At 73.0% G+C, this 23,556-nt stretch carries 28 protein-coding genes; 12 read left to right on the forward strand and 16 right to left on the reverse strand.

Going from position 1 to position 23,556, the window contains the following annotated elements; genetic code table 11:
* Positions 1-70 precede the first annotated feature (70 nt).
* The gene (locus ACU436_RS16175; protein WP_459026054.1) at positions 71-379 is read left to right on the forward strand and encodes a hypothetical protein; all 309 of its coding nucleotides are present in this window, start codon (positions 71-73) and stop codon (positions 377-379) included.
* Here ACU436_RS16175 and ACU436_RS16180 read toward each other — a convergent pair whose 3' ends face one another.
* On the reverse strand, positions 380-1,009 hold the full coding sequence (locus tag ACU436_RS16180; RefSeq protein WP_459026056.1) for a proteophosphoglycan 5: 630 nt from the start codon (positions 1,007-1,009) through the stop codon (positions 380-382). It lies immediately after the preceding gene.
* Between the two features lie 24 nt (positions 1,010-1,033).
* On the opposite strand from ACU436_RS16180, the gene ACU436_RS16185 reads away from it, so the two are divergent.
* The 3 genes from ACU436_RS16185 to ACU436_RS16195 all read left to right on the forward strand — a co-directional run bounded on the left by ACU436_RS16185 (position 1,034) and on the right by ACU436_RS16195 (position 3,335).
* The gene (locus ACU436_RS16185) at positions 1,034-1,267 is read left to right on the forward strand and encodes a hypothetical protein (protein WP_459026058.1); all 234 of its coding nucleotides are present in this window, start codon (positions 1,034-1,036) and stop codon (positions 1,265-1,267) included.
* A gap of 279 nt (positions 1,268-1,546) precedes the next feature.
* Positions 1,547-1,879 carry a putative quinol monooxygenase gene (locus ACU436_RS16190; protein WP_459026060.1) on the forward strand — a complete coding sequence of 111 codons (333 nt, stop codon included), beginning with the start codon at positions 1,547-1,549 and terminating at the stop codon, positions 1,877-1,879.
* Between the two features lie 487 nt (positions 1,880-2,366).
* Positions 2,367-3,335, forward strand: coding sequence for an NADPH:quinone oxidoreductase family protein (locus ACU436_RS16195; RefSeq protein ID WP_459026062.1), 969 nt, complete (start codon positions 2,367-2,369; stop codon positions 3,333-3,335).
* Here the strand turns inward: ACU436_RS16195 and ACU436_RS16200 are convergent.
* A complete protein-coding gene (locus ACU436_RS16200; protein WP_459026064.1) occupies positions 3,332-5,074 on the reverse strand; it encodes a BCCT family transporter in 1,743 nt (580 codons plus the stop codon). The two genes, ACU436_RS16195 and ACU436_RS16200, sit on opposite strands and share 4 nt — an antisense overlap.
* A 165-nt stretch (positions 5,075-5,239) precedes the next feature.
* Entirely contained in the window at positions 5,240-6,145 is a 906-nt protein-coding gene (locus ACU436_RS16205) for a proteasome assembly chaperone family protein (RefSeq protein WP_459026066.1), read from the reverse strand.
* 126 nt (positions 6,146-6,271) lie between these two features.
* Here ACU436_RS16205 and ACU436_RS16210 point away from each other — a divergent pair, with 126 nt between their 5' ends.
* On the forward strand, positions 6,272-7,573 hold the full coding sequence (locus tag ACU436_RS16210) for an MFS transporter (protein ID WP_459026068.1): 1,302 nt from the start codon (positions 6,272-6,274) through the stop codon (positions 7,571-7,573).
* Between the two features lie 78 nt (positions 7,574-7,651).
* Complete coding sequence (locus tag ACU436_RS16215; protein ID WP_459026070.1) at positions 7,652-8,602, forward strand: ATP-binding protein; 951 nt, start codon at positions 7,652-7,654, stop codon at positions 8,600-8,602.
* A gap of 2 nt (positions 8,603-8,604) precedes the next feature.
* Here ACU436_RS16215 and ACU436_RS16220 read toward each other — a convergent pair whose 3' ends face one another.
* The gene (locus ACU436_RS16220) at positions 8,605-9,288 is read right to left on the reverse strand and encodes a PadR family transcriptional regulator (protein WP_459026072.1); all 684 of its coding nucleotides are present in this window, start codon (positions 9,286-9,288) and stop codon (positions 8,605-8,607) included.
* 148 nt (positions 9,289-9,436) lie between these two features.
* On the opposite strand from ACU436_RS16220, the gene ACU436_RS16225 reads away from it, so the two are divergent.
* Positions 9,437-9,607 (forward strand): hypothetical protein, encoded by a 171-nt coding sequence (locus ACU436_RS16225; protein ID WP_459026074.1) that lies wholly within the window; start codon positions 9,437-9,439, stop codon positions 9,605-9,607.
* Between the two features lie 13 nt (positions 9,608-9,620).
* On the opposite strand, the gene ACU436_RS16230 is transcribed toward ACU436_RS16225, so the two are convergent.
* On the reverse strand, positions 9,621-10,118 hold the full coding sequence (locus tag ACU436_RS16230; protein ID WP_459026076.1) for a hypothetical protein: 498 nt from the start codon (positions 10,116-10,118) through the stop codon (positions 9,621-9,623).
* A gap of 231 nt (positions 10,119-10,349) precedes the next feature.
* On the opposite strand from ACU436_RS16230, the gene ACU436_RS16235 reads away from it, so the two are divergent.
* Together ACU436_RS16235 and ACU436_RS16240 are read left to right on the forward strand one after the other, a co-directional pair.
* Positions 10,350-10,628, forward strand: coding sequence for a YkvA family protein (locus tag ACU436_RS16235; RefSeq protein ID WP_459026077.1), 279 nt, complete (start codon positions 10,350-10,352; stop codon positions 10,626-10,628).
* Positions 10,629-10,681: 53 nt separating this feature from the next.
* Positions 10,682-11,059 (forward strand): tautomerase family protein, encoded by a 378-nt coding sequence (locus tag ACU436_RS16240; protein ID WP_459026079.1) that lies wholly within the window; start codon positions 10,682-10,684, stop codon positions 11,057-11,059.
* Here ACU436_RS16240 and ACU436_RS16245 read toward each other — a convergent pair.
* Positions 11,056-12,810: a hypothetical protein gene (locus tag ACU436_RS16245; RefSeq protein WP_459026080.1), complete on the reverse strand. Its 1,755-nt coding sequence runs from the start codon at positions 12,808-12,810 to the stop codon at positions 11,056-11,058. The two genes, ACU436_RS16240 and ACU436_RS16245, sit on opposite strands and share 4 nt — an antisense overlap.
* Before the next feature lie 236 nt (positions 12,811-13,046).
* Between ACU436_RS16245 and ACU436_RS16250 the strand changes: the two genes are divergently transcribed.
* Entirely contained in the window at positions 13,047-14,249 is a 1,203-nt protein-coding gene (locus ACU436_RS16250) for an FAD binding domain-containing protein (RefSeq protein WP_459026082.1), read from the forward strand.
* A gap of 10 nt (positions 14,250-14,259) precedes the next feature.
* Here ACU436_RS16250 and ACU436_RS16255 read toward each other — a convergent pair whose 3' ends face one another.
* The 10 genes from ACU436_RS16255 to ACU436_RS16300 all read right to left on the reverse strand — a co-directional run bounded on the left by ACU436_RS16255 (position 14,260) and on the right by ACU436_RS16300 (position 22,106).
* Positions 14,260-14,607, reverse strand: coding sequence for a MerR family transcriptional regulator (locus ACU436_RS16255; RefSeq protein ID WP_459026084.1), 348 nt, complete (start codon positions 14,605-14,607; stop codon positions 14,260-14,262).
* Between the two features lie 30 nt (positions 14,608-14,637).
* A complete protein-coding gene (locus ACU436_RS16260) occupies positions 14,638-14,856 on the reverse strand; it encodes a hypothetical protein (RefSeq protein ID WP_459026086.1) in 219 nt (72 codons plus the stop codon).
* A gap of 113 nt (positions 14,857-14,969) precedes the next feature.
* A complete protein-coding gene (locus tag ACU436_RS16265; RefSeq protein ID WP_459026088.1) occupies positions 14,970-15,890 on the reverse strand; it encodes a sulfite exporter TauE/SafE family protein in 921 nt (306 codons plus the stop codon).
* A 455-nt stretch (positions 15,891-16,345) separates the two neighbouring features.
* Positions 16,346-17,095: a sirohydrochlorin chelatase gene (locus tag ACU436_RS16270; RefSeq protein ID WP_459026090.1), complete on the reverse strand. Its 750-nt coding sequence runs from the start codon at positions 17,093-17,095 to the stop codon at positions 16,346-16,348.
* Between the two features lie 4 nt (positions 17,096-17,099).
* A complete protein-coding gene (locus tag ACU436_RS16275) occupies positions 17,100-18,410 on the reverse strand; it encodes a sulfate adenylyltransferase subunit 1 (RefSeq protein WP_459026092.1) in 1,311 nt (436 codons plus the stop codon).
* A gap of 2 nt (positions 18,411-18,412) precedes the next feature.
* Positions 18,413-19,342 carry a sulfate adenylyltransferase subunit CysD gene (gene cysD / locus ACU436_RS16280; protein WP_459026093.1) on the reverse strand — a complete coding sequence of 310 codons (930 nt, stop codon included), beginning with the start codon at positions 19,340-19,342 and terminating at the stop codon, positions 18,413-18,415.
* Complete coding sequence (locus tag ACU436_RS16285; RefSeq protein WP_459026095.1) at positions 19,339-20,043, reverse strand: phosphoadenylyl-sulfate reductase; 705 nt, start codon at positions 20,041-20,043, stop codon at positions 19,339-19,341. Before ACU436_RS16285 ends, cysD begins: the two co-directional genes overlap by 4 nt.
* A 73-nt stretch (positions 20,044-20,116) precedes the next feature.
* Positions 20,117-20,272, reverse strand: coding sequence for an Insertion element protein (locus ACU436_RS16290; protein WP_459026097.1), 156 nt, complete (start codon positions 20,270-20,272; stop codon positions 20,117-20,119).
* Positions 20,269-21,933: a nitrite/sulfite reductase gene (locus ACU436_RS16295; protein WP_459026099.1), complete on the reverse strand. Its 1,665-nt coding sequence runs from the start codon at positions 21,931-21,933 to the stop codon at positions 20,269-20,271. Before ACU436_RS16295 ends, ACU436_RS16290 begins: the two co-directional genes overlap by 4 nt.
* Positions 21,934-22,022: 89 nt before the next feature.
* Positions 22,023-22,106, reverse strand: coding sequence for a putative leader peptide (locus ACU436_RS16300; protein ID WP_459027008.1), 84 nt, complete (start codon positions 22,104-22,106; stop codon positions 22,023-22,025).
* A 128-nt stretch (positions 22,107-22,234) separates the two neighbouring features.
* On the opposite strand from ACU436_RS16300, the gene ACU436_RS16305 reads away from it, so the two are divergent.
* On the forward strand, positions 22,235-22,372 hold the full coding sequence (locus tag ACU436_RS16305; RefSeq protein WP_459026101.1) for a hypothetical protein: 138 nt from the start codon (positions 22,235-22,237) through the stop codon (positions 22,370-22,372).
* Between the two features lie 19 nt (positions 22,373-22,391).
* A complete protein-coding gene (hemW, locus tag ACU436_RS16310; protein ID WP_459026103.1) occupies positions 22,392-23,543 on the forward strand; it encodes a radical SAM family heme chaperone HemW in 1,152 nt (383 codons plus the stop codon).
* The last annotated feature ends 13 nt before the right edge of the window (positions 23,544-23,556 follow it).

The raw sequence follows: 23,556 nt of genomic DNA on the forward strand, positions 1-23,556 counted from the left end.
GGGCCTTCCCAGCCGGAGAGTCCGCATCTACCGTCGTCGGTGATGCCCGTCACGTGAAGGGGGGACCGCCATGCATCCGCACCGGCTGCAGCAGCTCGTGGCGTCCGTGCCGGACACAGTCGACGCCGACCAACGCGCCAGACTGCTCGCCCACGTCCAGGCCTCGGACCGCTGCCGAGTGCGGATCGAGGGGGTGGGCGCCGAGCTCGCGAGGGCCCTCGAGGGCGTCGGGAGCCCGGACCTGGCCGTCGACCTCGCCCGCGAGCTGGATGGCCTCGAACGGGTCCAGCAGCGCATGGACCGCAAGCTCACCGCCCTGGTCGAGGAGCTCACCACCACACCGCGTGCCGTGACCTACGACGACGGCGTGCCCGCCTGATCACACCCGCCGGAACTCCCGGGCGGCGGCGGCACCGGCGGCCGGGTCCCAGCCGGTAGGACCGATCACGGCTGTCACGTGCGCCTCGGTGACCTCGGCATCGGCGGCGATGAGCGCGTCGACGGCACGGGGGTCGGGCTCCCGGCCGGCCAGGCCGGGCGCTTCCTGGCTGAACTCGACCACGAGCTCGCGGCACTGCTCGTCGTCGACGGCGGGAAGGCCGACGGAGGTGAACCCGTCGGACGCCTCGTACCCGGCGCGCCGCCAGACGCCGGCGTCGAAGCCGTACACGAACCCGACCCAGAAGCCGCGGTCCATCGCCGCGCGTGCCGGGGGAGCCCACCATCCGGGGGCGCCGGCCAGCAGGTCCGTCTCCGGTTCCTGGAAGTACTCCGCGGCCGCCGCGAAGTAGGTGTCGGAGTACTCGTGGTCGTGGCCCACGAGGACGGCGCGCCCGGCGCCGACGTGGTGCAGGTCGGCCCAGTTGCCGCCGCCGTCGTCGAAGTGCCAGACCCGGCCGTCGGCGTGGCAGCCGCGCCCCCAGCCGCGGGCCGCGCACACGGCGGCGAAGGCCGCCCAGCGGCCGCGCATCTGCCCGGGCAGCGGCAGGTCCAGCGTGACGAGTTCCATGGCGTCCCCCTCGGGTCGGGCGTCATGCTGGCAGGGCGCTACGACGACGGCGCCTCGGGCTGCTCGAGCAGCCGCTCCGTCTCCCGCCTGAGCCCCGAGCACCTGGCCGAACCCGTTGCCGAGCCGCACGTCGTCCCAGGTGACGATCGAACCCTTCGGGATGTCGCACCCCAGCTCGACGTGGTGCGCGAGCGCGATCGGCAGAGCCCGCCGCTCGACCGAGGCCCGGCCGAGATCAGCTTTCCCCAGACCGTGTAGCCGCCCTCGCCGTCGAGCACGTCGTCGTAGAAGCCCTTCGCCGCGCCGGTGGCGATGCCGCGCAGGGCGGCCGTGGACCGAGCTCATCCGGCCCGCGCTCACCGCCGGCAGCCGGCCGATCGACATGCTCGCCCTGCACTCGGTCGATCTCGTGCACGCCCGGATGCGGCAGAAGCTCCCGCCGGCCCCCAGGCGGATCCGGGTTCCCGCAGAGTTCCTGGAGCGGTCGAGCACCGAACGGATCTAGTGTTCCGGTTCGGGACACCAACAGGAGGACACGTGCCAGAAGCAGTCGTCGCCACCGCAGTCGTCGTCACCGCGGTTTTCCGCCCGCTGCCCGGTCGCCGCGAGGACGCCCGGGCAGCCATCGAGGGCGCGCTCCCCGACGTCCACGCGGAGGAGGGTTGCCTGCTCTACGCGCTGCACGACGCCGCGGACGGCACGCTGGTGCTCCTCGAGAAATGGGAGTCGCAGGAGCTGCTCACCGCGCATTCCGTGGGTGAGCCGGTCAAGCGACTCCGTAGGGCCATCGACGGGCTCCTCGAAGGGCCCTCGGCCGTCGTGACGATGGCGCCGCTGCCGGCCGGCGACCCGGTCAAGGGGCGAATCTGACGCGGTGGCTAGCTGACGAGCTGGTGTGCTCGCTGGTACGAGATGTCGAGCAGCTGTCCGATGGCGCGCAGCGGCATTCCGGTGTCCTTCAGCTCGCGGGCCGCTTGGCGGAGCTCAGCGGCCGCGGCGGCCTGGGCGCGCTGTGACTCCTCTCGCAGCCTGGCCGCGCGGGCCAGGTGCTCGTCGACGCCGGCCGGGCGCCGGATGTCCAGATCGAGTTCGACTGCGGCGGGGGTCTTCGCCGGTCATGACGACGATCAGGTCGCTCGACATGGTGGTGATCTCACGCAGATGCCGGGCCTGGGTATCGCGGTCGATCTCGGGGTACGTGGATCAGCCAGAATCGCCCGTCCCGGGTGACGTTCGCGGTGTAGCGGCTCATCGCCTCCACCAACCCTTTCCGGGCAGACAACTCTTCCTGGAGCGTGCCGAGGCCGGACGCGCGAGGATGGCTCCGGCAACGGACGGTCGAGAAAAGGGGTCTTGGGTGCGCGCGGTGCAGGTGGTGCGGTTGGACGGTCCGGCGGCGGTCGAGGTGCGTGACGTGCCGGAGCCGAAGCGGCAGGCCGACCAGGTGCTCGTCGACGTGAAGGCGGTCGGGGTGAACTTCCCGGACGTCCTCCAGTCCAAGGGGCTCTACCAGTACAAGCCGGAGCTGCCGTTCACGCTCGGGTCCGAGGTGGCCGGTGTCGTGCGGGAGGTGCCGGAGGGCTCCCCGCTGCGGGCCGGCGACCGGGTGGCCGCGTTCGCGAACACGGGTGCGTTCGCCGACGTGGTCGCCGCGCCGGCGGACAACGTGCTGCCGCTGCCGGACGCGATCGGGTTCCCCGCCGGTGCCTGCCTGCCGATGAACTACCTCACCGCCCACTTCGCCCTCCTCGTGCGGGGGCACCTGCGTGCGGATCAGACCGTGCTCGTGCAGGGTGCTGCCGGTGGGGTGGGCACAGCGGTGACCCAGCTCGCCGCGGCGCTCGGCGCCCGGGTGATCGCCGTGGCGTCGACGGCGGACAAGGCCGAGGTGGCCCGGGCCGCGGGCGCGCACGAGGCCGTGCTGGCCGACGGGTTCAAGGACGCCGTGAAGGGCCTGACCGGCGGTGCGGGCGTGGACCTCGTGGTGGACCCGGTGGGAGGGGACCGCTTCACGGACTCGCTGCGCTGCCTCGCGCCCGAGGGGCGACTGCTCGTGGTCGGCTTCACCGCGGGCGAGATCCCCACCGTGAAGGTCAACCGCCTGCTGCTCAACAACATCGACGTGGTGGGCGTCGGGTGGGGTGCCTACGCGTCCCGGCGCCCCGGCTACCTGCAGGAGCAGTGGGCCGAGCTGGAACCCCACCTGCGTTCCGGTGCGCTCGACCCCGTCATCAGCACCACCTTCCCGCTCGAGCGCGCCGCCGAGGCACTCGCGACCATCGACGAGCGGCGCGTGACCGGGAAGGTGGTGCTGGAAACGATCTAGGCCTTCTCGTCTCCGCCCTCCGACTTGGCCGTGCCGTTCGTGGTGTCCGGATGCGGCTTGACGGACACCACGAACTCGTCGCCGTACGTCTTCGTGCCGTGGTCGACGGCCTGCTCGACGGCCGCCACCGCCCGCCGGTCGCGACGCATCAGCGGGTCCTGGTGCAGGTCCTTCGCCAGCGCGATGCACAGCGCGACCATGACGAGCGCGAACGGCGCCGCCGAGATGATGGTGATGTCCCGGATCCCGGCGAGGGCGGCGTCCTCCTCCTCGCCGCCGGCCTGCGCCCCGATGGCGAGCATGATCGCGGCGATCGCGCCCATCACCACGCCCCAGAAGATCACGACCCAGCGAGTGGGCGAGATCGAGCCGCGCGACGAGAGCGTGCCGGTGACCACGGACGCCGCGTCGGCGCCGGACACGAAGAAGATCGCGACGAGCAGCATCGCCACGATGCTGAGCAACACACCGAGCGGCATCGAGTGCAGCAGCCCGAACAGCTGTCCCTCGACGCTCTGCGACGCGAGGTCGGTGCCGCTGCGCTGCAGTTGGATCGCGGCGCCCCCGAAGATCGCGAACCAGATCAGGCTCACCAGGCTCGGGATGAGCAGAACCCCGACGACGAACTGCTTGATGGTGCGGCCCCGGCTGATCCGGGCGATGAACATCCCGACGAACGGCGTCCAGGAGATCCACCACGCCCAGTAGAAGACCGTCCAGCCGGACAGCCACTCCGCGGTGGCGTCGCCGCCGGTGGCCGCGGTGCGCGCGGCCATCTGGGCCAGGTTGCCGAAGTAGTCGCCGATGGCGGTGGGGAGCAGGTTGAGGATGAGGATGGTGGGCCCGGCGACGAACACGAAGAGCGCCAGGATCCCGGCCAGCACCATGTTGATGTTCGACAGCCACTGGATGCCCTTGGCGACCCCGGACACCGCGGAGGCGACGAACGCGATCGTGAGGACGGCGATGATGCCCATCAGCAGGGCGAGCGGGACCTCCGGCAACCCGTTCGCCTGCAGGCCGGCGCCGATCTGCAGGGCGCCGAGCCCGAGCGAGGCCGCCGACCCGAACAGGGTTGCGAAGATCGCGAGGATGTCGACGGCCCGGCCGAACAGCCCTTCGGTGTGCCGCTCGCCCAGCAGGGGCGCGAAAGCCGAGCTGATCAGCGACCGGCGGCCCCGGCGGAACGTGCTGTACGCGATCGCCAGCCCGACCACCGCGTAGATCGCCCACGGGTGCAGCGTCCAGTGGAAGAGCGTGGTGGCCATCGCGACGTCGAGTGCCTCCGGCGTGCCGGCCGCGACGGTGCCCGGCGGCGGGCTGGCGAAGTGCGAGAGCGGCTCGCCCACGCCGTAGAACATCAGCCCGATGCCCATGCCGGCGCTGAACATCATCGCGACCCAGGAGACCGTGCGGAACTCCGGCCCCTCGTCGTCGCCCCCCAGCGGGATCTTGCCGTAGCTGCTGAAGGCGACCCACAGCGTGAACACGACGAACCCGCTGGCCACGAGCACGAATGCCCACCCACCGACGGTCATCAGGCCGGAGAGCACCGCCGAGGACACGGCGCTCAGCGAGTCCACCGACGCGAAGCCCCAGATGAGGAACGCGACGACCAGCCCGGCGGCGATCCCGAAGACCCAGCGGTCGATCGGCTGGGTGTCGTCCGCCGTCGTGGTCGCCGCCCCGGGATCTTCGAGTGCGGTCCTGGTCGTGTCCTCTTCTTTGTGAATGGTCATGCTGTATGGCTCCGGCGTGAGCCCGAGCCTGCCCCCTTCCTCCGTATCACAAACTGCGGCCACCCTCGATCTACCAGGCCCGGAACGCAACTCGTGGGGCCGAAAGGGGACCGCCTTGTTACCCGCCCGATCTGCGGGGACAGCGCCCATCCATGATCATGGGGGCTAGGAGTTGTCGCCGTCCTCCCCGCGGAGGAAACGCTCCACCTCTGCGGCGAGCTCGTCGGCGCTCGGGAGCTCGCCCGACAGCCCGGTGCTTGAGCGCTCGGCCCGGCCGGAGGCGACCATGTCGTACTGCCGTTCGAGCGCCTCGACCACCTGCCGCACCTCGTCCGATCCGGCCACCTGCTCGGCGATCTCCACCTCGGTGCGCTCGGCGGCCTTCGTGACGGTCTCGGTGGGCAGGTACAGGCCCGCGGCGAGGCCGACGTGGTCCAGCAGCACGCGCGCCGCCTGCGGGTACTCGGCGCGGGCGAGGTAGTGCGGCACGTGCACCGCGAAGCCCATGGCATCCAGCCCGGCCTCGCCGAGCCGGTACTCCATCAGCCCGACCGCGCTCCCCGGAACGTGCGCCGTGGCGAACCACGCCTCGTGCCCCTCGGTCAGCTCCGGGCGGGTGCCGTGCACCGTGACGCCGATCGGCCGGGTGTGCGGCACCGCCATCGGGATCGCGGTGAGGTTGATCACCAGTCGCACCCCGAACCGCCGCACGATCTGCTCTACGGCCGCGCAGAACCGCTCCCACTGGGTGTCCGGCTCGGGACCGGCGAGCAGCAGGTAGCCGGTGTCGCCGGTGTCGCCGAGCGCCACCACGTCCAGCTCCGGACGGCTGTAGGACGCCCAGTGGTCGGTCTCGAAGCGCAGCGGCGGGCGCCGGGAGCGGTAGTCCAGGAGCTGGTCGACGTCGAAGTTCGCCACCGCGCGCGGTTCCCGGCCCTCCACCAGGGCCTCCGCGGCCAGCCGGGCGGCGCTTCCGGCGTCCACGAAACCGTCGAGCGCCACCAGCAGCACGGGTTCGTCCAGCTGCGGCGCATCGGGCGCCACCTCGTAGAGCTCGGCCGGATCCAGCACGGCAATCACACCTCCGCCTCTCGACGGGGCCGGTGGCCCCGCCCGTCGCACATCTGTCCGGGTGCAACGTGAGTCTGCCCGCACAGCATCCCGTTTCCGCGGTTGCGGGGGCACCATGGAGCCGAGATGAAGCTGCATCATCGCCTCTGGGTTGTCTGGTCGATCGGTCTGGCCGCCTACCTGGTGGGGGTGATGCACCGCACCTCCTTCGGCGTCGCGGGTCTCGACGCGGCAGCGCGGTTCGACGCGGCACCGGCGGCGCTCGCCGGGTTCGTGGTGCTGCAGCTCCTCGTCTACGCGAGCCTGCAGGTCCCGGTGGGCGTGCTCCTCGACCGGTTCGGCGCCCGGCTGCTCATCACCGTCGGCTCCCTCACGATGGCCGCCGGCCAGCTCGTGCTCGCCCTCGCCGACTCGTTGCCGCTCGCGATCCTGGCGCGCGTGCTGGTCGGGGCCGGGGACGCGCTGACGTTCATCAGCGTCCTCTCGGTGGTCACGAGCTGGTTCCCGGCGCGGCGCGTTCCGCTGATGACACAGCTCACCGGGCTGATCGGGCAGAGCGGCCAGGTGCTGTCGGCCGTGCCGCTGGCCGCGGTGCTGCACGGCCCCGGGTGGACACCTGCCTTCGTGTCGGCGGCGGCGCTCGGCGTGGCGGTCGGCCTCGCGGCGCTGGCCGTGGTGCGCGACCGGCCGCCGGGTGCGCCGGCCCCGCCGCCCGCACCCGCCCCGCGCGAGGTGCTGCACGGGCTCGTGTGCTCGTGGCGGGAGCCGGGCACCCGGCTGGGCTTCTTCACGCACATGGCCACCCAGTTCTCCGGGATGGTGTTCTCGCTGCTGTGGGGCGTGCCTTACCTCGTGGCCGGCCAGGGTTTCACGACCGGTGAGGCGAGCGCGATGCTGACGCTGCTCGTGGTCTCCGGGATCGTCGCCGGGCCCCTGTTCGGCGAGTTCACCGCCCGGCACCCGCTGCGCCGGTCGTGGCTCGTGCTCACCGTGCTCGGCACGACGGTCTCGGCATGGACGGCCGTCCTCGCCGTGCCGCCGCCCGCGCCGCGGTGGCTGCTCGTGCTGCTCGTCATCGTGCTGGCGCTCGGCGGCCCCACGTCGATGATCGGCTTCGACTACGCCCGCACGTTCAACCCCGGCCATCGGCAGGGGGCCGCCGTCGGGATCGTCAACATGGCCGGGTTCGCCGCGTCGCTCACCGTCTCGCTCGCCGTCGGGGTGGTGCTCGGGCTCGCCGGGCCGGGCGACTACTCGCCGGAGGCGTTCCGCGTGGCCTGGACGGTGCAGTACGCCGTGTGGGCGCTCGCGCTCGGTGGTGTGCTGGTCGCGCGCAGGCGGGCGCGCCGCAAGATGGAGAGCGAGGGCGTCGTCGTGCCGTCGTTGCGGGCGGTGCTGGCGGCGCGCCGCTCGAACCCGGTGCGCTGAGGGGGCGCTGCCATCATCCGTACGTGGCAATGATTATCATCTGCGCGTCTGGAACTGGCGACGGCGGGAGGAGGCGGCGTGCGGATCGCGTTCGTCGGCAAGGGCGGCAGCGGGAAGACGACCTCGGCGGCGGTGTTCAGCCGCTACCTCGCCGAGCTCGGCAAACCGGTTCTCGCCATCGACGCGGACATCAACCAGCACCTCGGCCAGGCGCTGGGGCACGACGGCCCGCCGCCGCTCGCGCTCGGCTCCGACCTGCCGTGGCTCAAGGAGCACCTGCGGGGAACGAACCCGCGCATCGCGAGCGCCGACGCAATGATCAAGACGACGCCTCCGGGGCGCGGCTCGCGCCTGCTCGACCTCGACCCCGACGGTGAGCTGCTGGCCCGGCACTCGGCGGTGGCGGGCGGCGTGCGCCACCTCGTGACGGGCGAGTTCGACGAGGCCGACATCGGCGTCTCCTGCTACCACTCCAAGACCGGCGCGGTGGAGCTCTACCTCAACCACCTCGTCGACGGCCCCGGCGAGTACGTGGTGGTCGACATGACGGCGGGCGCCGACGCGTTCGCCTCGGGCCTGTTCACGCGCTTCGACCTCACCGTGCTCGTCAGCGAGCCCACCCGGCGCGGGATCGGCGTCTACCAGCAGTACGCCGAGCACGCCCACGGCCACGGCGTGGAGCTGCGGGTGCTGGGCAACAAGGTGACCGACGCAGAGGACGCCGCTTACCTGCGGGAACAAGTGGGTGACGCCTTGATCGGCTGGTTCGGCCAGTCCGGGTGGGTGCGGGCCGCGGAACGCGGCGCCGTCGCGCCCGTCGGCACCCTCGAACCCGAGAACCTCGCCGTGCTCGACGCCGTGCTCACCGCGCTCGACGCACGCGAGCGCGACTGGGGCGCCTACCACCGCGGCACCGTGGAGTTCCACCTGCGCAACGCGGCGGCCTGGGGCAACCGAGCAGTCGGGGCCGACCTGGCTGCCCAGATCGACCCCGACTTCTCCCCCGGAATGCCCGCGATGCGGGCATAGGACTACTCCGCCAGCAGGCGGTAGATCGCCTTGCGGGCCTCGGTGATCGTGGCGGTCGCCGAGGCGATCTGCTCCGGCGTACCTGCCGACATCACCTGCGTCGCGGCCGCGTGCAGCTGGCCCAGCTGCTCCCACAGCTCCGTGGCGCCCTCGTCGTCGGAGTCGCGTCCGACCGACGCCCAGACGGCGTCCAGCTCCTCGCGGTGCTCGTCGACGTACCGGGTGCCCTCCTCGGTGAGGTGGACGACGCGGCGGCCGTCGGCCTGCTCGACGCGGACCAGGCCCTCGTCCTCGAGCTGCGAGAGGGTGGGGTAGACCGAGCCGGGGCTCGGCCGCCACGCGCCGCTGGTGCGCTCGGCGATCTCCTGGATGATCTCGTACCCGTGCCGCGGCTGCTCCGCGACCAGTGCGAGCACCGCCGTGCGGATGTCGCCGCGCGACGTCCGGCGGCCGCGCCTGCCGCGCGGGCCGGGGAAGCCGCGCATCCCGGGTCCGAACGGCGGCCCAAAACCGGGGCCGAAGGGGTGCCGGCGGCGCCGGTGACCCCGCAGGGCGTCCTCGCCCTCGTCGTGGCCTGCGAACGGCGGCGCCGGCGGACCGTCCGGCCGGAAGGCGCCCCGGTGTGGGCCGCGCCGGCCGCGGAACCCGAACTGCGGGCCGGGCCAGGGGGTGTTCTGCTCGTTCATCTCGATCTCCTGTCGGTCTATGAGCCATCAGAGTAGCTCGTGTGCCATCACGATATATCGCGATAGTCGGGTTGACAAGTCCCGGCGTGCGGCGGGAACTTCCCGGGCGCCCCGTGCGTCGGACGGGAGAGGCGAGGAGGCGGGGCCGATGGTGCTGAAGGTTCTCGGGGGCGTGCTGCTCGTATGGCTCGCGTTCACCCTGCTCGGGGCCCTCTTCAAATTCCTCACGTGGGCGCTGGTGATCGGCGCCGTCGTGTTCGTCGGCGCGGCCGCCTACAGCGCCGTCAAGGGGCGCAACCGCCGCACGCTGGGCCGCTAGCGCTCCGGGGCCGTCAGCGGCCGGTGCTGGTGAGCGCGCCCGCCCTGCAGTTGCGCTCGACGTAGGCGCGCACGCGCTCGCCCGCCCCGGTGAACTCGGGGGAGTTGAGCCGCTTCACGAGGTCGGCGTCGCGCGAGATCGCCGTCTGGTCGCCGCCGCTCTCCACCAGCACGTCCAGCTGCATCTCGAGCGCTTGGACCGTGCGCTCCACATCGGTGCGGATGTCCTCGGGAGCCGCGAACACCATGTCCTGCCCGGCACGGCGTACGGCGCCCACCGTGGTGGCCAGCTCGTCGCGCGGAACCTGGCCCTGCGCCACGAGCCCGTTGAGGGGGCGGAGCGCCTCGAGGTTGGCCTGGGCTGCGGCGCAGAACGGGTTCTGCGGCGCGGCCGACCGGCGCGTGGGATCCGGGGCGTCGGCATCGGCCACCGAACCGCCGCACCCGAGCAGCCCCCCACCGAACACGACGACGAGGGCGGCCGACGCGCCCGCGCGCGAGATGAGGCCCATCGGATGTTCCCCCGAGACGCGAGTGGTGGTGCTCCGAACGACAGTAGCCCTTGCCCGCACCGCTCCCTGCGAGGTGGGTGGCCCATGCCCCGATCCGGGCATGCCGTACGGAACTTCGCGGCCGTCACGTGCGTTGATGGGGGCGTGGCGAAAATCGGGCCGCGGCGGATCGCGGCGTTCACCGCACTGTGGCGGGCTGTAACCAGGTCGCGGCGCCCCGGCTCACCCGGGGTGGGGGAGCGGTTCAGCGCGCTCCCGCGGATGCTGGGCGGCGCCCTCTCGGGCCGGTATCCGGCGATGTCCCGCGGCCGCGTCGGGCTGATCGTGCTCGCGCTGGCCTATCTGGTCTCGCCCCTCGACCTGGTGCCGGAGGCCTTCGTGCCGCTGCTGGGCCTCGCCGACGACGGGGTGGTCGCCCTCTGGCTGGGCGGCGCCTTCCTCGCGGAGACCGAGCGCTTCCTCGCCTGGGAGCGCGAGCAGCACGCGGTCGTCGACGCGCCGCGCGCCTGACCGACGACGTCGAGGATCTTGTTCGGGCCCTGGTCGCTCCATACGGTGTGCGCATGCCGGTCCTGGAAGTCCACCTCGTCGAGGGGCTGCACACCCCCGCTCAGCACGCGGAGCTGCTCTTCGCGATGAGCACCCGCTACGCCGAGGTCACCGGCGTGCCCCTGGACCGCGTGCGGGCCCACGTCACGCTGCACCGGCCCGAGCTGTGGGCCACCGGCGGCATCCCGGCGGACGGCCGGTCGGCGCCGTACTTCACGGCCGTGCTGTTCGCCGACCGCCCGGCCGACCTGCGGCGCAGGCTGCTGGGCGCGCTCACCGACCTGCTCGTCGACGTGCTCGGCGTCGATCGCAGGCTGGTGCACGGCGAAGTCGTCCCCGTGCAGCCCTCGGACTGGGCGGTAGGTGGGGCGACCGGCACCCTCGCGCGCTAGGTGCGAGCGAGGGTGCCGGTCGCGCTACCCGGGGAGCGGGTGAACCGGAGCCACGTCCAGAGCGCGGCGGCGCCGAGCAGGTAGACGCCGAGCAGGACGGCGAGCGCGCCCGCCCGGTCGGCGAGGACGTCGACCGCGGGCCGCACCGCCAGATGCACGAACGCGAAGCCGCCGGTGCAGGCGAAGAGCGCCCACAGCGCCGGCGACCACCGCAGCAACGCGGATCCCGGCAGGAACGAGAGCGGCACGAGCGCGAACAGCAGGTTGGCCGCGGCGCTGACCGAGGTGGCCGTCAGGGCGGCGGCGACCGCGTCGGCGAGGAACGTCCCCGGCGCACCCGCCGCGGCGACGAGTGGCTCGCGCACGATCCACGCCGTGCCGCCGAGGGCGGTCAGCGCGGTGGCGGCGAGCGCGACGGCGGGGCCCTCCTCGTCGGCGCGCAGCACGCGGGCGGTGCGGAAAGTCACCAGGGTGCCCAGTACGAGCCCCGGCTCGAGCCCGACGGCGCGCGAGAGCACGACGCCGATCGCGCCGAGCAGCAGGAACCCGGGAACCGGGCCCACGTGGCAGCGCACCCCCCACCAGCGCGCCACGTACAGCAACTGCGTTCCCTGCTGGGCCGCGGTCACCAGCACGAACGCGGTGGCGAGGCCGAGCAGCAGGGCCGGAGCCGACGCGTCGAACGGGAACTCCGGGGTGAGGAAGCCGAGCATCACGGCACCGGCCACCGCCGTGATCGCGACGGCTGTGAGGAACACGCCGGGCGCGGGACGCCCGGCGCCGGGCGGGACGCGCAGCCGCCCCAGGAGGGACTCGATCCGGTCGGGCTGGTCCGCCGCCGCCCGGTTGAGCAGTCCGACGGGGAGGGCGAGCGCGGCGAGGAGCAGCAGTGTCAGCGCCAGGCTCGGCAGGACCGCCCCCAGGCCCCAGCGGGCCTCGATCGGCGAGGGGAACGAGGTGGCGAACGAGACGGCGGCCAGGTCGGCGACGTGCTCGGATGCGGCGAGTGGCTCCGGGGCGGGCGGAGACGGAGGTGGCGGCGCAGTGGCGGCGCGGGGCGCGGGCTCGTCGGCGGGTGCGGGGAGCGGCTCGGGATCGTCGGAAGGATGGTCCCGGGTGAGGGCGCCGGTCCAGTCGAGGCCGGGGGAGCTCTCGCCGTCGACCGCGTCGCCGACGCCGGGAAGCACGGCCGCGCCGACGGCGGCACCCGCACCCGCACCGGACTCCGCGGCGGGGGCCTTCCTGGCCGGCCGGGTCGCCGAGGCTGGGGCTGCGGCGGCCTCGTCGTCGGCGGTGCCGTCGGTGCCGTCGGAGTCGTCGTCGGATCCCTCGTCGGCCGCCGAGGCGGCGGACTCGTCGGAGTCGGAGTCCTCCGACTCGTCGGAGTCGGAGTCCCCGTCGGAGTCGTCGTCGGACTCGTCGTCGGACTCGTCGTCGTCCGGGTCGTCCGCGTCGTCGTCGGGGTCGTCGTCGGGGTCGTCGTCGGGGTCGTCGTCCTCCTCGTCGTCGAGGCCGGGGAAGTCGGGGAAGTCGGGGAACTGCGGGTTGAGCAGGCTTCCCGGGGCGAGCACCCGGCCGGGCTCCTCTTCGATGCAGGCCCGGCCGTCCAGGAGCGCCTCGACCGGGCCGGCGTCCGGGCAGGCCTCGTCGCCGTCACCGGAGCCGGCGAGTGCCGGCGCCGCGACCCCGACGGCGATCAGGCATACGACCGCACCGGCCAGAGCAGCACGGACCCCCGTGGCACTGCGCACCGTCATCTCCACCCGATCGACGTTCCCTCGCCCGGTTGGCCGAGCCACCGGCGCCCGCACGGAGTGCAACGAGCGGGACCGGAAGGGGTCACGATTCACTCGAAAGAGATCTGCGGCCGTCGGCGCGTCGAGGTGTTCGCGCTGGAGGGGCGGGTGTCGCCGAGGACATCGGACCCGGGCAAACAGTGTCGTCGTGGACATCGCGGTGGGCGCGGGACGCAACCAGACTCGGCGGCATGCGCGCAGGTGATCCGACGTCCGTCCACGCCGGCGCCCGTGCCGTCGTGATCGGCGGTTCCATCGGCGGGCTGACCGCCGCGCTCCTGCTCCGTGACCTTGGTTTCGAGGTCGACGTCTTCGAGCGCACCTCCACCCTGCTGGCCAGCCACGGCGGCGGGATCGTGCTGCAACCCGACACCGTCCGCTGGTTCGCCGAGCGCAGCACGCAGAACCCCGAGGCGCTCTGCACCTCCACCGATTTCGTGCAGTACCTCGACCCGGAGGGCGGGATCGTCCACCGCGAGCGGCGCCGCTGGACCTCCACCTCCTGGGGCACGTTCTACCGGGCCCTGCTCGCCGACTTCGGGACCGCGCGCTACCACCTCGGTGAGGTGGCCAGCGGCGTCGGGCAGGACGGTGGGCGTGCCACCGTCCGGTTCGACGGCGGGCGGAGCGCCGAGGCCGAGCTCGTCGTGTTCGCCGACGGGATCACCTCGGTCGGCCGTTCATCGCTCGACCCCGACGCCCGGCTCTCCTACGCGGGCTACGTGGGCTGGCGCGGCACGGTGCCGGAGCACGAGCTGACCGTGGGCACGCGCGCGCTGCTGGGCGATGCGCTCTCCTACAGCATCGTGCCGCACTCCCAGATCACGCTCTACCCGATCCCCGGCGAGTCCGGCCCGCGCGAGCGTCTGATCAACTTCGTCTGGTACCGCAACGTCCCGGCCGGCGCCGAGCTCGCGGAGCTGCTCGTCGACAAGCGCGGCGTCGCCGGCTCGGTGTCCCTGCACCCCGGCCAGGTCCAGGACCGCTTCGTCGACGAGATGCGCGATGCGGCAGCCCGGCTGTTCGCGCCCGCCGTGGCCGAGGTCGTCCGGGCGACGGCGGACCCCTACATCCAGGTGGTGTCCGACGTCCGGTCGTCGCGGATGGCCGGCGGCCGGGTCGCCCTGATCGGCGACGCCGCGGCCGCTGCCCGTCCCCACGCCGCCGCCGGCACCGCCAAGGCCGCCGCCGACGCCTGGACCCTCGCCGGCGCGCTGGCCGCGGGCGACGGCGACATCCCCGCCGCGCTGCGCAAGTGGGAGCCCGCCCAGCTCGAGCTCAGCGCGCGCCTGCTGGCGCGGGTGGTGGAGATGGGCGAGCGCTCGCAGTTCCACAACACCTGGGTGCCCGGCGACCCGAGCCTCAGGTTCGGCCTCTACGGCCCGGGTCGCTGACCGAGCCGGGCTACCTCGCGCCCTCCAGGTAGCGCGTCAGCGCCTCCCGGTGGTGGCTCAGCCTGGCCATGCGGGACTCGATGTTCTGCAGCACCTCGCCCAGTAGGACCGACAGGCTGGGACACGGGGTGAACCGCGGGGGCTTGCCCTCCGCGCAGGGCAGCACCTCCCGGATGACCTCCGTGGGCAGCCCGGCGTCGAGCAGGGCCCGGATCTGCCCGACGATCAGCGGCGCGTCCTCGGCGTAGTCGCGGTAGCCGTTGGAGAGGCGGCTCGAGGTGAGCAGCCCCTGCTGCTCGTAGTAGCGCAGCAACCTCGGACTCACCGACGTCAGCCGTGCGAGTTCCCCGATCAGCATGGTCCCAGGTTACGGCTCACCGCAGTGACATCACCGCAGCGGTGGGTGGCGGTGCAGGGCGCTGCGCGCCACCGCCAGCTCGTGCGCGACCTCGGCCGCGATGAGCTCGGCGTGCAGCACCGATGCCTGCGGCGATTCCTCCGCGGTGTGCGGCCCGAGGGCCCGGTGGCGCCGCACCAGGTTCTCGAGGGAGGTCAGCAGGCGGTCGGCGATGGAGTGGCGGACGGACTCGCGGGTCGGGCTGGACACGGGTGCCTCCTGGGCTGGGTGGGAACGGGCGGGGCGGAGCGAGCCGCGCGACAGCGGTCGCTCGCGTCCCGGCCGTGGTCCCGGTCCCGGCGTCGGGTGAGCACCCGTCCGCCTCAGTCCTGCGCCGTGACGGTGGCCCGCTCCGCGTCGGCGGGCTCGGCGGGCTCGGCGGCGGCGTCCTGCCGCAGCTTCGCGACGGCGATGGCCACCGCCGCGACCCAGATCCCGACGATCGCCAGGTAGATCGGGGTGCGGGCCCCGTCTGCCACGTCGAGCGCGCGCAGGATCGTGCGGGTGTTGGTCAGGACGATGATGCCGCCGACCGCGGTGCCGAGCACCGAGGCGGGAATCTTGGTGACCAGCCACGCCGCCACCGGGGCGGCGAGTACACCACCGAGCAGGAGGCCGCCGATCGTCCACGGGTCGAGGACCTCCGACCCGAGCCCGATCAGGAACCCGATGCTCGCGGCGACAGCCACGAGGAACTCCGACGTGTCGACCGAACCCACTACGGTGCGCGGCGCGGTCTTACCCGCGGTGAGCAGCGCCGGGGTGGCCACCGGGCCCCAGCCGCCGCCACCGGAGGCGTCGACGAACCCGGCGACCAGCCCGAGCGGCGAGAGGAACTTCGAGCGGTGCGGCGACACGCGTGCCTTCGACGTCCGCGGCGGGCGCACGGAGAACCGCACCAGGATGTAGACGCCGAGCGCCAGCAGCACCCCCGACATGTACGGCGCGGCGTCATCGGTGGACAGCGCCGACAACGCGGTGGCGCCGAGGAAGGCGCCGACCGCGCCCGGCACGCCGAGGCGCAGCACGAGCTTCCAGTCGACGTTGCCGAAGCGCCAGTGCGACGCGCCCGCGGCGAGGGTGGTGCCGACCTCCGCGAGGTGCACCGATGCGCTGGCGGTGGCCGGGTTCGTGCCGGCGAGGAGCAGCAGCGACGTGGACGTGACGCCGTACGCCATGCCGAGGGCGCCGTCGACGAGCTGAGCGCCGAAGCCCACGAGGGCGAAGACGATGAGGGTGCGCATGCGGGGGGCTCCCGTACAGGGGTGAGGCGGAGAGTTCGGGGGAGGGCACGACCGTGTCGGCCACGTGCCTGGTCGGGCGGGAGGAGCTCAGCCGCGACAGAACTCGTCGAACGCGTGGCAGCGCCGCGATGGCCAGAACCGTTCGAGGTCCGGCAGGAGGTTGGCGGTCATCGACCTTGCACCCGCGGAGCGGGCGAGAGGCGCATCCGGCACGGTCGACGACACCACACCATCGTGCGTTGTCGTCTGATCGACTACAAGGAGGTGTCCGCGCTGCGAGATTGCCGGGTAAATGTCCGGACTTCTGTGCATCTGCAGGTCAGGCCGGGGACGAATGGATCGGCCGGCAGAAGGTGATGAGGCTCGCATTCGTGGTTGCAGCCCGAACGCACTTCCGGGGAGCCACCGCCGCGGCGAAGCAAGGCGAGGGCTCGCCGGGGAAAACAAAGCCACTTTCACGCAATGAGGTTGCGTGAAAGTGGCTTTGCTGCAATGTGGGCGTCGTATCGGGCCAGGATCGCGTGCGCCACGTCCGGGTCGGGGCCCAGAGCCGCCGCCACCGGAGCGCCCGCTGACGCGGCGTCCCGGACGATCCGGTCGGGCAGCAGCCCCGGCGCGAGGATCCACTGGGCCACGGCCACCCGGTGCGCTCCGCCGGCCCGGAGCGCGGCCACCGCGTCGGACACGGTGGGTGTCGTCGTCGCGAACGCCGCGCTGCCGCCGTGCCAGCCGAACCGGCGGGTCCAGCCCGCCACGACGTCGGCGACCGCGGCGTTGGCCGGCGCGTGAGAGGACCCGATCGCGGCGAGCACGACCCCGAGGCCGGGATCGTGCAGCGGACCGGCGACGGCGGAGAGGCGGCCCAGCGCGGCCCTCGACAGGCCCGGGTGCCCGCCGAGCACGGGGCTGACCGTGATGTCCAGGCCGGGCAGCCGGGCAGCGGCCTGCGTGACCGCGCCCGGGACGTCGACGCGCGCGTGGAAGGCGTGGCCGAGCAGCAGCGGCACGACCACCGCGGAGCGGTGCCCGTCGGCGGCCACCGCGTCGAGGACGTCGGGCAGCCGGGGCGCGGACAGGTCGAGGAACGACAGGCGCACGTCCAGCCCCGGCCGCTGCCGGCGGACCTCGTCGACGAGCGCGGCCACCGTGGCGGCCGAGCGCGGGTCGCGACTGCCGTGCGCGACGGCGACGAGTGCGGGGAACATCCTCCTACCCGGCGAGCGGCGTGCCGACCAGCCCCGCGGCGAGGGTGTTGCCGGTGGGTGGGTCGATGAGCAGGAAGCTGCCGGTGGCGCGGATGTCGGCGTACTCGTCGACGGGCAGCGGGTCGGCCGTGCGCAGCGACGCGTGCGCGATGTCGTTGATCCCCAACTCCTCGGGGGCGGGCTCCCAGGTCGGAACCTCGGAGTCGAGCGCGAGGCGTTCACCGACCGCGCCGACGATCACCGGTGTGGTGCGCGTGCCGTGCTTGAGCAGCAGCCGGGCGCCGGGGCGCAACGGCTTCTCGGCGAGCCAGCAGAGGGTGGCGTCCAGCTCGTCGGTGAGACGCGGTGGCGCGGCGGCCGAGGCGAGCACGTCACCGCGGGAGATGTCGATGTCGTCCTCGAGCAGGACGGTGACGCTGCGGCCCGCGGCGGCCCACTCCAGCGGCCCGTCGGCGGTCTCGACGGCCGCCACGGTGGTGCGCGCGCCGCTGGGGAACACGACGACCTCGTCGCCCGGCGCCACGCCGCCGGCGGCGATCTGGCCCGCGTAGCCGCGGTAGTCGTGCAGGTCGCCCCAGCGCGAAGCGTCAGCGGAGCGCTCATCGGCGCCGTTCCGCGGGCGGATCACGTACTGCACCGGCATCCGGAACGGCGCGTCCACCTCGGGGCCGGTGACGGGCACCGACTCCAGGTGGCCGAGCAGCGTGGGGCCCTCGTACCAGGGGGTGCGCTCCGAGCGCTCCACGACGTTGTCGCCGACCAGCGCGGACACCGGGATCGTGACGACCGCGTCGTCGGCGAACCCGAGCGAGCGGGCGAGGCCGGCGAACTCCTTCGCGATCGCGGCGAGCACGGCCTCGTCGTAGTCGACGAGGTCGATCTTGTTGATCGCCAGCACGAGCCGCGGGACGCGCAGCAGCGCGAGCACGGCGGCGTGCCGGCGGGTCTGCTCCACGACGCCGTTGCGGGCGTCGACGAGCAGCACGGCGAGCTCGGCGGTGGACGCGCCGGTGACGGTGTTGCGCGTGTACTGGACGTGGCCGGGGGTGTCGGCGAGCACGAACTCGCGCGTCGGAGTGCCGAAGTAGCGGTACGCGACGTCGATCGTGATGCCCTGCTCGCGCTCGGCGCGCAGCCCGTCGACCAGCAGGGACAGGTCGGGCGTGGCCAGCCCCTTGTCGACCGACGCGCGCTCGACGGCCTCGATCTGGTCGGCCAGCACCGACTTGGTGTCGTAGAGCAGCCGCCCGACCAGTGTGGACTTGCCGTCGTCCACGCTGCCGGCGGTGGCGAAGCGGAGGAGGTCCTTACTCATGATCAGAAGTAACCCTCGCGCTTCCGGTCCTCCATCGCGGCCTCCGACATCCGGTCGTCGGCGCGGGTGGCGCCGCGCTCGGTGAGCCGGGAGGCCGTGACCTCGGCGATGATCTCGTCGAGCGTGCTGGCGGTGGACTCGACCGCGCCGGTGCACGAGCCGTCGCCGACGGTGCGGTAGCGCACCGACCTCTTCTCGAGCGTCTCGGCACCGCGCGGGCCGCCCCACGGACCCTCGGCGAGCCACATCCCGTCACGGCGGAACACCTCGCGCTGGTGCGCGAAGTAGATCGGCGGCAGCTCGATGCCCTCGCGCTGGATGTAGCGCCAGACGTCCAGCTCGGTCCAGTTCGAGATCGGGAACACCCGTACGTGCTCGCCGGCGGCGTGCCGGCCGTTGTAGAGGTTCCACAGCTCCGGGCGCTGCTTGCGCGGGTCCCAGCGGCCGAACGCGTCGCGCAGCGACATGATGCGTTCCTTGGCCCGCGCCCGCTCCTCGTCGCGGCGCCCGCCGCCGAAGACGGCGTCGAAGCGGTGTTCGTTGATCGAGTCGAGCAGCGGCACGGTCTGCAGCGGGTTGCGGGTGCCGTCCGCGCGCTCGACGAGCCGGCCGTCGTCGATCCAGTCCTGGACGTGCGCGACCTCCAGGCGCAGCCCCAGCCGCTCGACGAGCCGGTCCCGGAAGTCGATGACCTCCGGGTAGTTGTGCCCGGTGTCGACGTGCAGCAGGGCGAACGGCACCGGAGCCGGGGCGAACGCCTTGGCGGCGAGGTGCACCAGCAGCGTGGAGTCCTTGCCGCCGGAGAAGAGGATCACCGGGCGGTCGAACTCGCCCGCGACCTCGCGGAAGATGTGGATGGCCTCGCTCTCCAGCGCGTCCAGGGCATCGAGCGCCGGTGCGACGGGGAGCGGTGTCGGCAGGGTCGCGGTCATGAGACGTGCAGCCCGCACTCGATCTTGCCGGTGCCCGCCCAGCGCCCGGAGCGCTTGTCGGCGCCCGGTGCCGGCTTCGCCGTGCACGGCGCGCACCCGATCGACGGGTAGCCCTCGCCGACCAGCGGGTTCACCAGCACGTTGTTCTCGGCGATGTAGGCATCCATCTCCTCGTCGCTCCACGCCGCGATCGGGTTGATCTTCACGAGGCCGAACTTCTCGTCGTAGGTGACGAGCGGTGTGTTCGCCCTCGTCGGCGCCTCGACCCGGCGGACGCCGGTGACCCACGCGTCGTAGCCGGCGAGGGTGTTCTGCAGCGGTGCGACCTTGCGCAGCGCGCAGCACTGGTTGGGGTCACGGCCGAAGAGGTCCTTGCCGAGCAGCGAGTCCTGCTCGGCGACCGTGTGCTCCGGCGTCGCGTTGACGATCCGCACGTCGTAGACGGTCTCGACGGCGTCGCGGGTGCCGATCGTCTCGGCGAAGTGGTAGCCGGTGTCGAGGAACAGGATGTCGACGCCCGGCCGGGCCTTCGCCGCCAGCTCGACGAGGACCGCGTCCTGCATGTTCGACGCGACGATCATGCGGTTGCCGAACGTCTCGGCGGCCCAGGCGAGCGCCTGCTGCGCCGTGGCGTCCGGGCCGAGCTCTCTGGCGCCGCGCTCGGCGAGCGCGCGCAAGTCGACTTCTGTCGCAAGGCTCATCGGGCTCCCTCGCTGCGCTCGGTCGCCCTCTTCGCCGGGGCGCCGTGCTTCTGGTTCGCTCCGCAAGCTCCGCTCACCGGGAGACCTCCAGGACTCCGATACCGATCATCTTCAACGAGAAGGTGCGCAGGCAGGCCGCGCAGTGCCAGGCGCCGTGCGACGCCTCCGACGGGCGCAGGTCCTCGTCGCCGCAGTACGGGCAGTAGAACGGGACGGCGCGTTCACTCATTTCAGGTCCGCCTCCTCGGCCCGCAGCACCCACTGGGCGAACCGCTCGCCCTCGGCGCGCTGGGCCACGAACCGGCGCACGACGCGCTCGACGTACTCGCCCAGCTCGGCGCTGGTGACCTTCAGGCCGCGCAGCTTGCGGCCGAACCCGGAGTCGAGGCCGAGGCCGCCACCCAGGTGCACCTGGAAGCCCTCGACCTGGTTGCCCTCGCCGTCGGTGACGATCTGGCCCTTGAGCCCGATGTCGGCCACCTGGGTGCGGGCGCAGGCGTTCGGGCAGCCGTTGAGGTGGATCGAGATCGGCACGTCCGGGCTCACGTCGGCGAGGCGCTGCTCGAGGTCCTCGACCAGGCGGATCGCCCGTTCCTTCGTCTCGACGATCGCGAGCTTGCAGAACTCGATCCCGGTGCAGGCCATCGTGGAGCGCCGCCACGGCGACGGGTCGACCTGCAGGCCCAGCGCCGCGAGCTCGGCGGACAGGGACTCGACGTTCTCGTCCGGGACGTCGAGGACGAGGACCTTCTGGTACGGCGTGAGCCGCACCCGCTGCGAACCCGCCGCCTCGGCGGCCTTCGCAAGTGCCAGCAGCGTGGAGCCGGAGACCCGGCCGGACGCGGGTGCCGCGCCGACGAAGTTGAGGCCGTCCTTCTGCTTGTACACGCCGACGTGGTCGATCGTGAGCTCGGGAGTCGCGGGCGCGGGACCGTCGGCCAGCTTCCGGCCGAGGTACTCCTCCTCCAACACCCGGCGGAACTCCTCGGCGCCCCAGTCCGCGACCAGGAACTTCAACCGGGCGCGGTGCCGCAGCCGGCGGTAGCCGTAGTCCCGGAAGATCGAGACGACGCCGGCCCACACCTCGGGGACCTCGTCGAGCGGGACCCACGCGCCGAGTCGCTGCGCGAGCTTCGGGTTGGTGGACAGGCCGCCGCCCACCCACAGGTCGAACCCGGGCCCGTGCTCCGGGTGCTCGACGCCGACGAACGAGACGTCGTTCACCTCGTGGGCGATGTCCTGCAGGCCGGAGATCGCGGTCTTGAACTTGCGCGGCAGGTTGGAGAACTCCGGACTGCCGATGTAGTTGTCGAGGATCTCCCGGACCGCCGGGTCGCCGTCGATCACCTCGTCCGCCGAGATACCGGCCACCGGGGAGCCGAGGATCACGCGCGGGGTGTCGCCACACGCCTCGGTGGTCTGCAGCCCGACCGCCTCGAGCTTCCGCCAGATCGCCGGCACGTCCTCGATCCCGATCCAGTGGTACTGGATGTTCTGCCGGTCGGTGATGTCGGCGGTGTCGCGGGCGTGGTCCTGGCTGATCTCGCCGACGACCCGCAGCTGGTCGGTGGACAGGGCCCCGCCGTCGACCCGGACACGGAGCATGAAGTAGCGGTCCTCGAGCTCCTCGGGCTCGAGAGCTGCGGTGCGGCCGCCGTCGATGCCCGCCTTCCGCTGGGTGTACAGGCCCCACCAGCGGAAACGGCCGCGCAGGTCGGCCGGGTCGATCGAGTCGAAGCCGCGCTTCGCGTAGATGTTCTCGATGCGCGCGCGGACGTTGAGACCGTCGTCATCGCGCTTGCTGCGTTCGTTGGGATTGAGCGGCTCGCGGTGGCCCAGCTTCCACTGGCCTTCGCCGCGCTTGCGCTTCACGGGCGTGGTGGGGGGCAAGGCAGTGCCTCCGGATCGCAGCACGGCCGTGCCGCGCAGAACAGGCGGCAGGGCTCAGGGCTGAAGTGGTGGGGTCGGGGCGCGCGAGATCAGCGGGACCGACAGAGCGCGCTGCTCACCCGGCGCAGATCCACGTGGCGACGAGCCACGAGTCGCAGGGCCAGCGCATGCATACCTGTAAGGGTGCCACTTGTCCGGTCCACGATCCATCGCCGTCCGCATGCTGGGAGCGGGCTCACAACGCAGGGAACGTGTGACACCTCCCATCCGACCTTGAACCCGACACGGGTGGGCGGACGCCATGGGACCGATCGCGGTGCGGGCAGCGGCGCTGTTCGACGACGCCGACCTGATGGCCGTCCCGGGTGACCCGCTCGCCGACCTCGCCGTCCTGCACCGCCCGCTCGCCGTGTTCGCCCGCGGCGAGCGCGTGCGCTGACCTGGCAGACTGGTCGTCCGTGCCGCCCTTCGGGATCTACGTCCACGTGCCGTTCTGCGCGGCGCGCTGCGGCTACTGCGACTTCAACACCTACACGGCGTCCGAGCTGGTCGGGTCGGGCGCGTCCCCGGACGGATGGCTCGCCGCCGTGCGGAAGGAGCTCGACCTCGCCGTCCGCACGGTCGGGCGGCGGCCCGTCGACACCGTCTTCGTGGGCGGTGGCACCCCGTCCCTCATCGGGGCGGCGCGGCTCGGCGAGGTGCTCGGCGCCGTCCGGGACGCGTTCGGGCTCGCGGCGGGCGCCGAGGTCACCACCGAGTCCAACCCCGAGTCGACGTCCCCCGAGTTCTTCGCGGAGCTGGTGGCGGCCGGGTTCACCCGGGTGTCCCTAGGCATGCAGTCGGCCGCGCCGCACGTGCTGCGCGTGCTGGAGCGGCGCCACACCCCGGGGCGGGCGGTGGTGGCGGCCCGGGAGGCCCGCGCGGCCGGGATCGCGCACGTGAACCTGGACCTGATCTACGCGACGCCCGGCGAGACCGACGACGACCTGCGGTCCTCCCTCGACGCCGTGCTCGACGCCGGGGTCGACCACGTCTCCGCGTACTCTCTCATCGTCGAGGACGGCACCGCGCTCGCCCGCCGCGTGGCCCGCGGCGAGCTACCCGCCCCCGACGACGACGTGGCCGCCACCCGCTACGAGCTGATCGACGACCGGCTCTCCGCGGCGGGGTTCGACTGGTACGAGGTGTCGAACTGGGCGTCGTCCCCTGAGGCGGCGTGCCGGCACAACATCGGCTACTGGCTCGACGGCGACTGGTGGGGCCTCGGCCCCGGCGCCCACTCCCACCTCGACGGCGCGCGCTGGTGGAACGTCAAGCACCCGGCGCGGTACGCGGCGCTCCTGGCCGCGGCAGAGTCGCCGGAGGCCGACCGTGAGCTCCTCACCGACGCCGACCGGCACACCGAGCGCGTGATGCTGCGGCTGCGACTCGCGACCGGCCTTCCGCTCGACCTCCTCGACGGCCCCGGTGCCGCGGCCGCCGCGCTGGCCGCGGACGACGGCCTGCTCGACCCGGCCGCGCTGGCCGCAGGCCGCGCGGTACTCACGCGGCCCGGCCGGCTGCTCGCCGACCGGGTGGTGCACCAGCTGCTGGCCGGGGCGCCCGTCTGACGCGGCCGCGCCC

The sequence above is a fragment of the Pseudonocardia wallangbongensis genome, from assembly GCF_054486945.1.

What these genes read in the sequence shown, in the direction of transcription:
- ACU436_RS16175 (WP_459026054.1), top strand. Translation starts at nt 71, where the DNA reads ATGCATCCGCACCGGCTGCAGCAGCTCGTGGCGTCCGTGCCGGACACA.
- ACU436_RS16180 (WP_459026056.1), bottom strand. Translation starts at nt 1,009, where the DNA reads ATGGAACTCGTCACGCTGGACCTGCCGCTGCCCGGGCAGATGCGCGGC.
- ACU436_RS16185 (WP_459026058.1), top strand. Translation starts at nt 1,034, where the DNA reads ATGCTGGCAGGGCGCTACGACGACGGCGCCTCGGGCTGCTCGAGCAGC.
- ACU436_RS16200 (WP_459026064.1), bottom strand. Translation starts at nt 5,074, where the DNA reads ATGACCATTCACAAAGAAGAGGACACGACCAGGACCGCACTCGAAGAT.
- ACU436_RS16210 (WP_459026068.1), top strand. Translation starts at nt 6,272, where the DNA reads ATGAAGCTGCATCATCGCCTCTGGGTTGTCTGGTCGATCGGTCTGGCC.
- ACU436_RS16220 (WP_459026072.1), bottom strand. Translation starts at nt 9,288, where the DNA reads ATGAACGAGCAGAACACCCCCTGGCCCGGCCCGCAGTTCGGGTTCCGC.
- ACU436_RS16225 (WP_459026074.1), top strand. Translation starts at nt 9,437, where the DNA reads ATGGTGCTGAAGGTTCTCGGGGGCGTGCTGCTCGTATGGCTCGCGTTC.
- ACU436_RS16230 (WP_459026076.1), bottom strand. Translation starts at nt 10,118, where the DNA reads ATGGGCCTCATCTCGCGCGCGGGCGCGTCGGCCGCCCTCGTCGTCGTG.
- ACU436_RS16240 (WP_459026079.1), top strand. Translation starts at nt 10,682, where the DNA reads ATGCCGGTCCTGGAAGTCCACCTCGTCGAGGGGCTGCACACCCCCGCT.
- ACU436_RS16250 (WP_459026082.1), top strand. Translation starts at nt 13,047, where the DNA reads ATGCGCGCAGGTGATCCGACGTCCGTCCACGCCGGCGCCCGTGCCGTC.
- ACU436_RS16255 (WP_459026084.1), bottom strand. Translation starts at nt 14,607, where the DNA reads ATGCTGATCGGGGAACTCGCACGGCTGACGTCGGTGAGTCCGAGGTTG.
- ACU436_RS16265 (WP_459026088.1), bottom strand. Translation starts at nt 15,890, where the DNA reads ATGCGCACCCTCATCGTCTTCGCCCTCGTGGGCTTCGGCGCTCAGCTC.
- ACU436_RS16270 (WP_459026090.1), bottom strand. Translation starts at nt 17,095, where the DNA reads ATGTTCCCCGCACTCGTCGCCGTCGCGCACGGCAGTCGCGACCCGCGC.
- ACU436_RS16275 (WP_459026092.1), bottom strand. Translation starts at nt 18,410, where the DNA reads ATGAGTAAGGACCTCCTCCGCTTCGCCACCGCCGGCAGCGTGGACGAC.
- cysD (WP_459026093.1), bottom strand. Translation starts at nt 19,342, where the DNA reads ATGACCGCGACCCTGCCGACACCGCTCCCCGTCGCACCGGCGCTCGAT.
- ACU436_RS16285 (WP_459026095.1), bottom strand. Translation starts at nt 20,043, where the DNA reads ATGAGCCTTGCGACAGAAGTCGACTTGCGCGCGCTCGCCGAGCGCGGC.
- ACU436_RS16290 (WP_459026097.1), bottom strand. Translation starts at nt 20,272, where the DNA reads ATGAGTGAACGCGCCGTCCCGTTCTACTGCCCGTACTGCGGCGACGAG.
- ACU436_RS16300 (WP_459027008.1), bottom strand. Translation starts at nt 22,106, where the DNA reads ATGCATGCGCTGGCCCTGCGACTCGTGGCTCGTCGCCACGTGGATCTG.
- ACU436_RS16305 (WP_459026101.1), top strand. Translation starts at nt 22,235, where the DNA reads ATGGGACCGATCGCGGTGCGGGCAGCGGCGCTGTTCGACGACGCCGAC.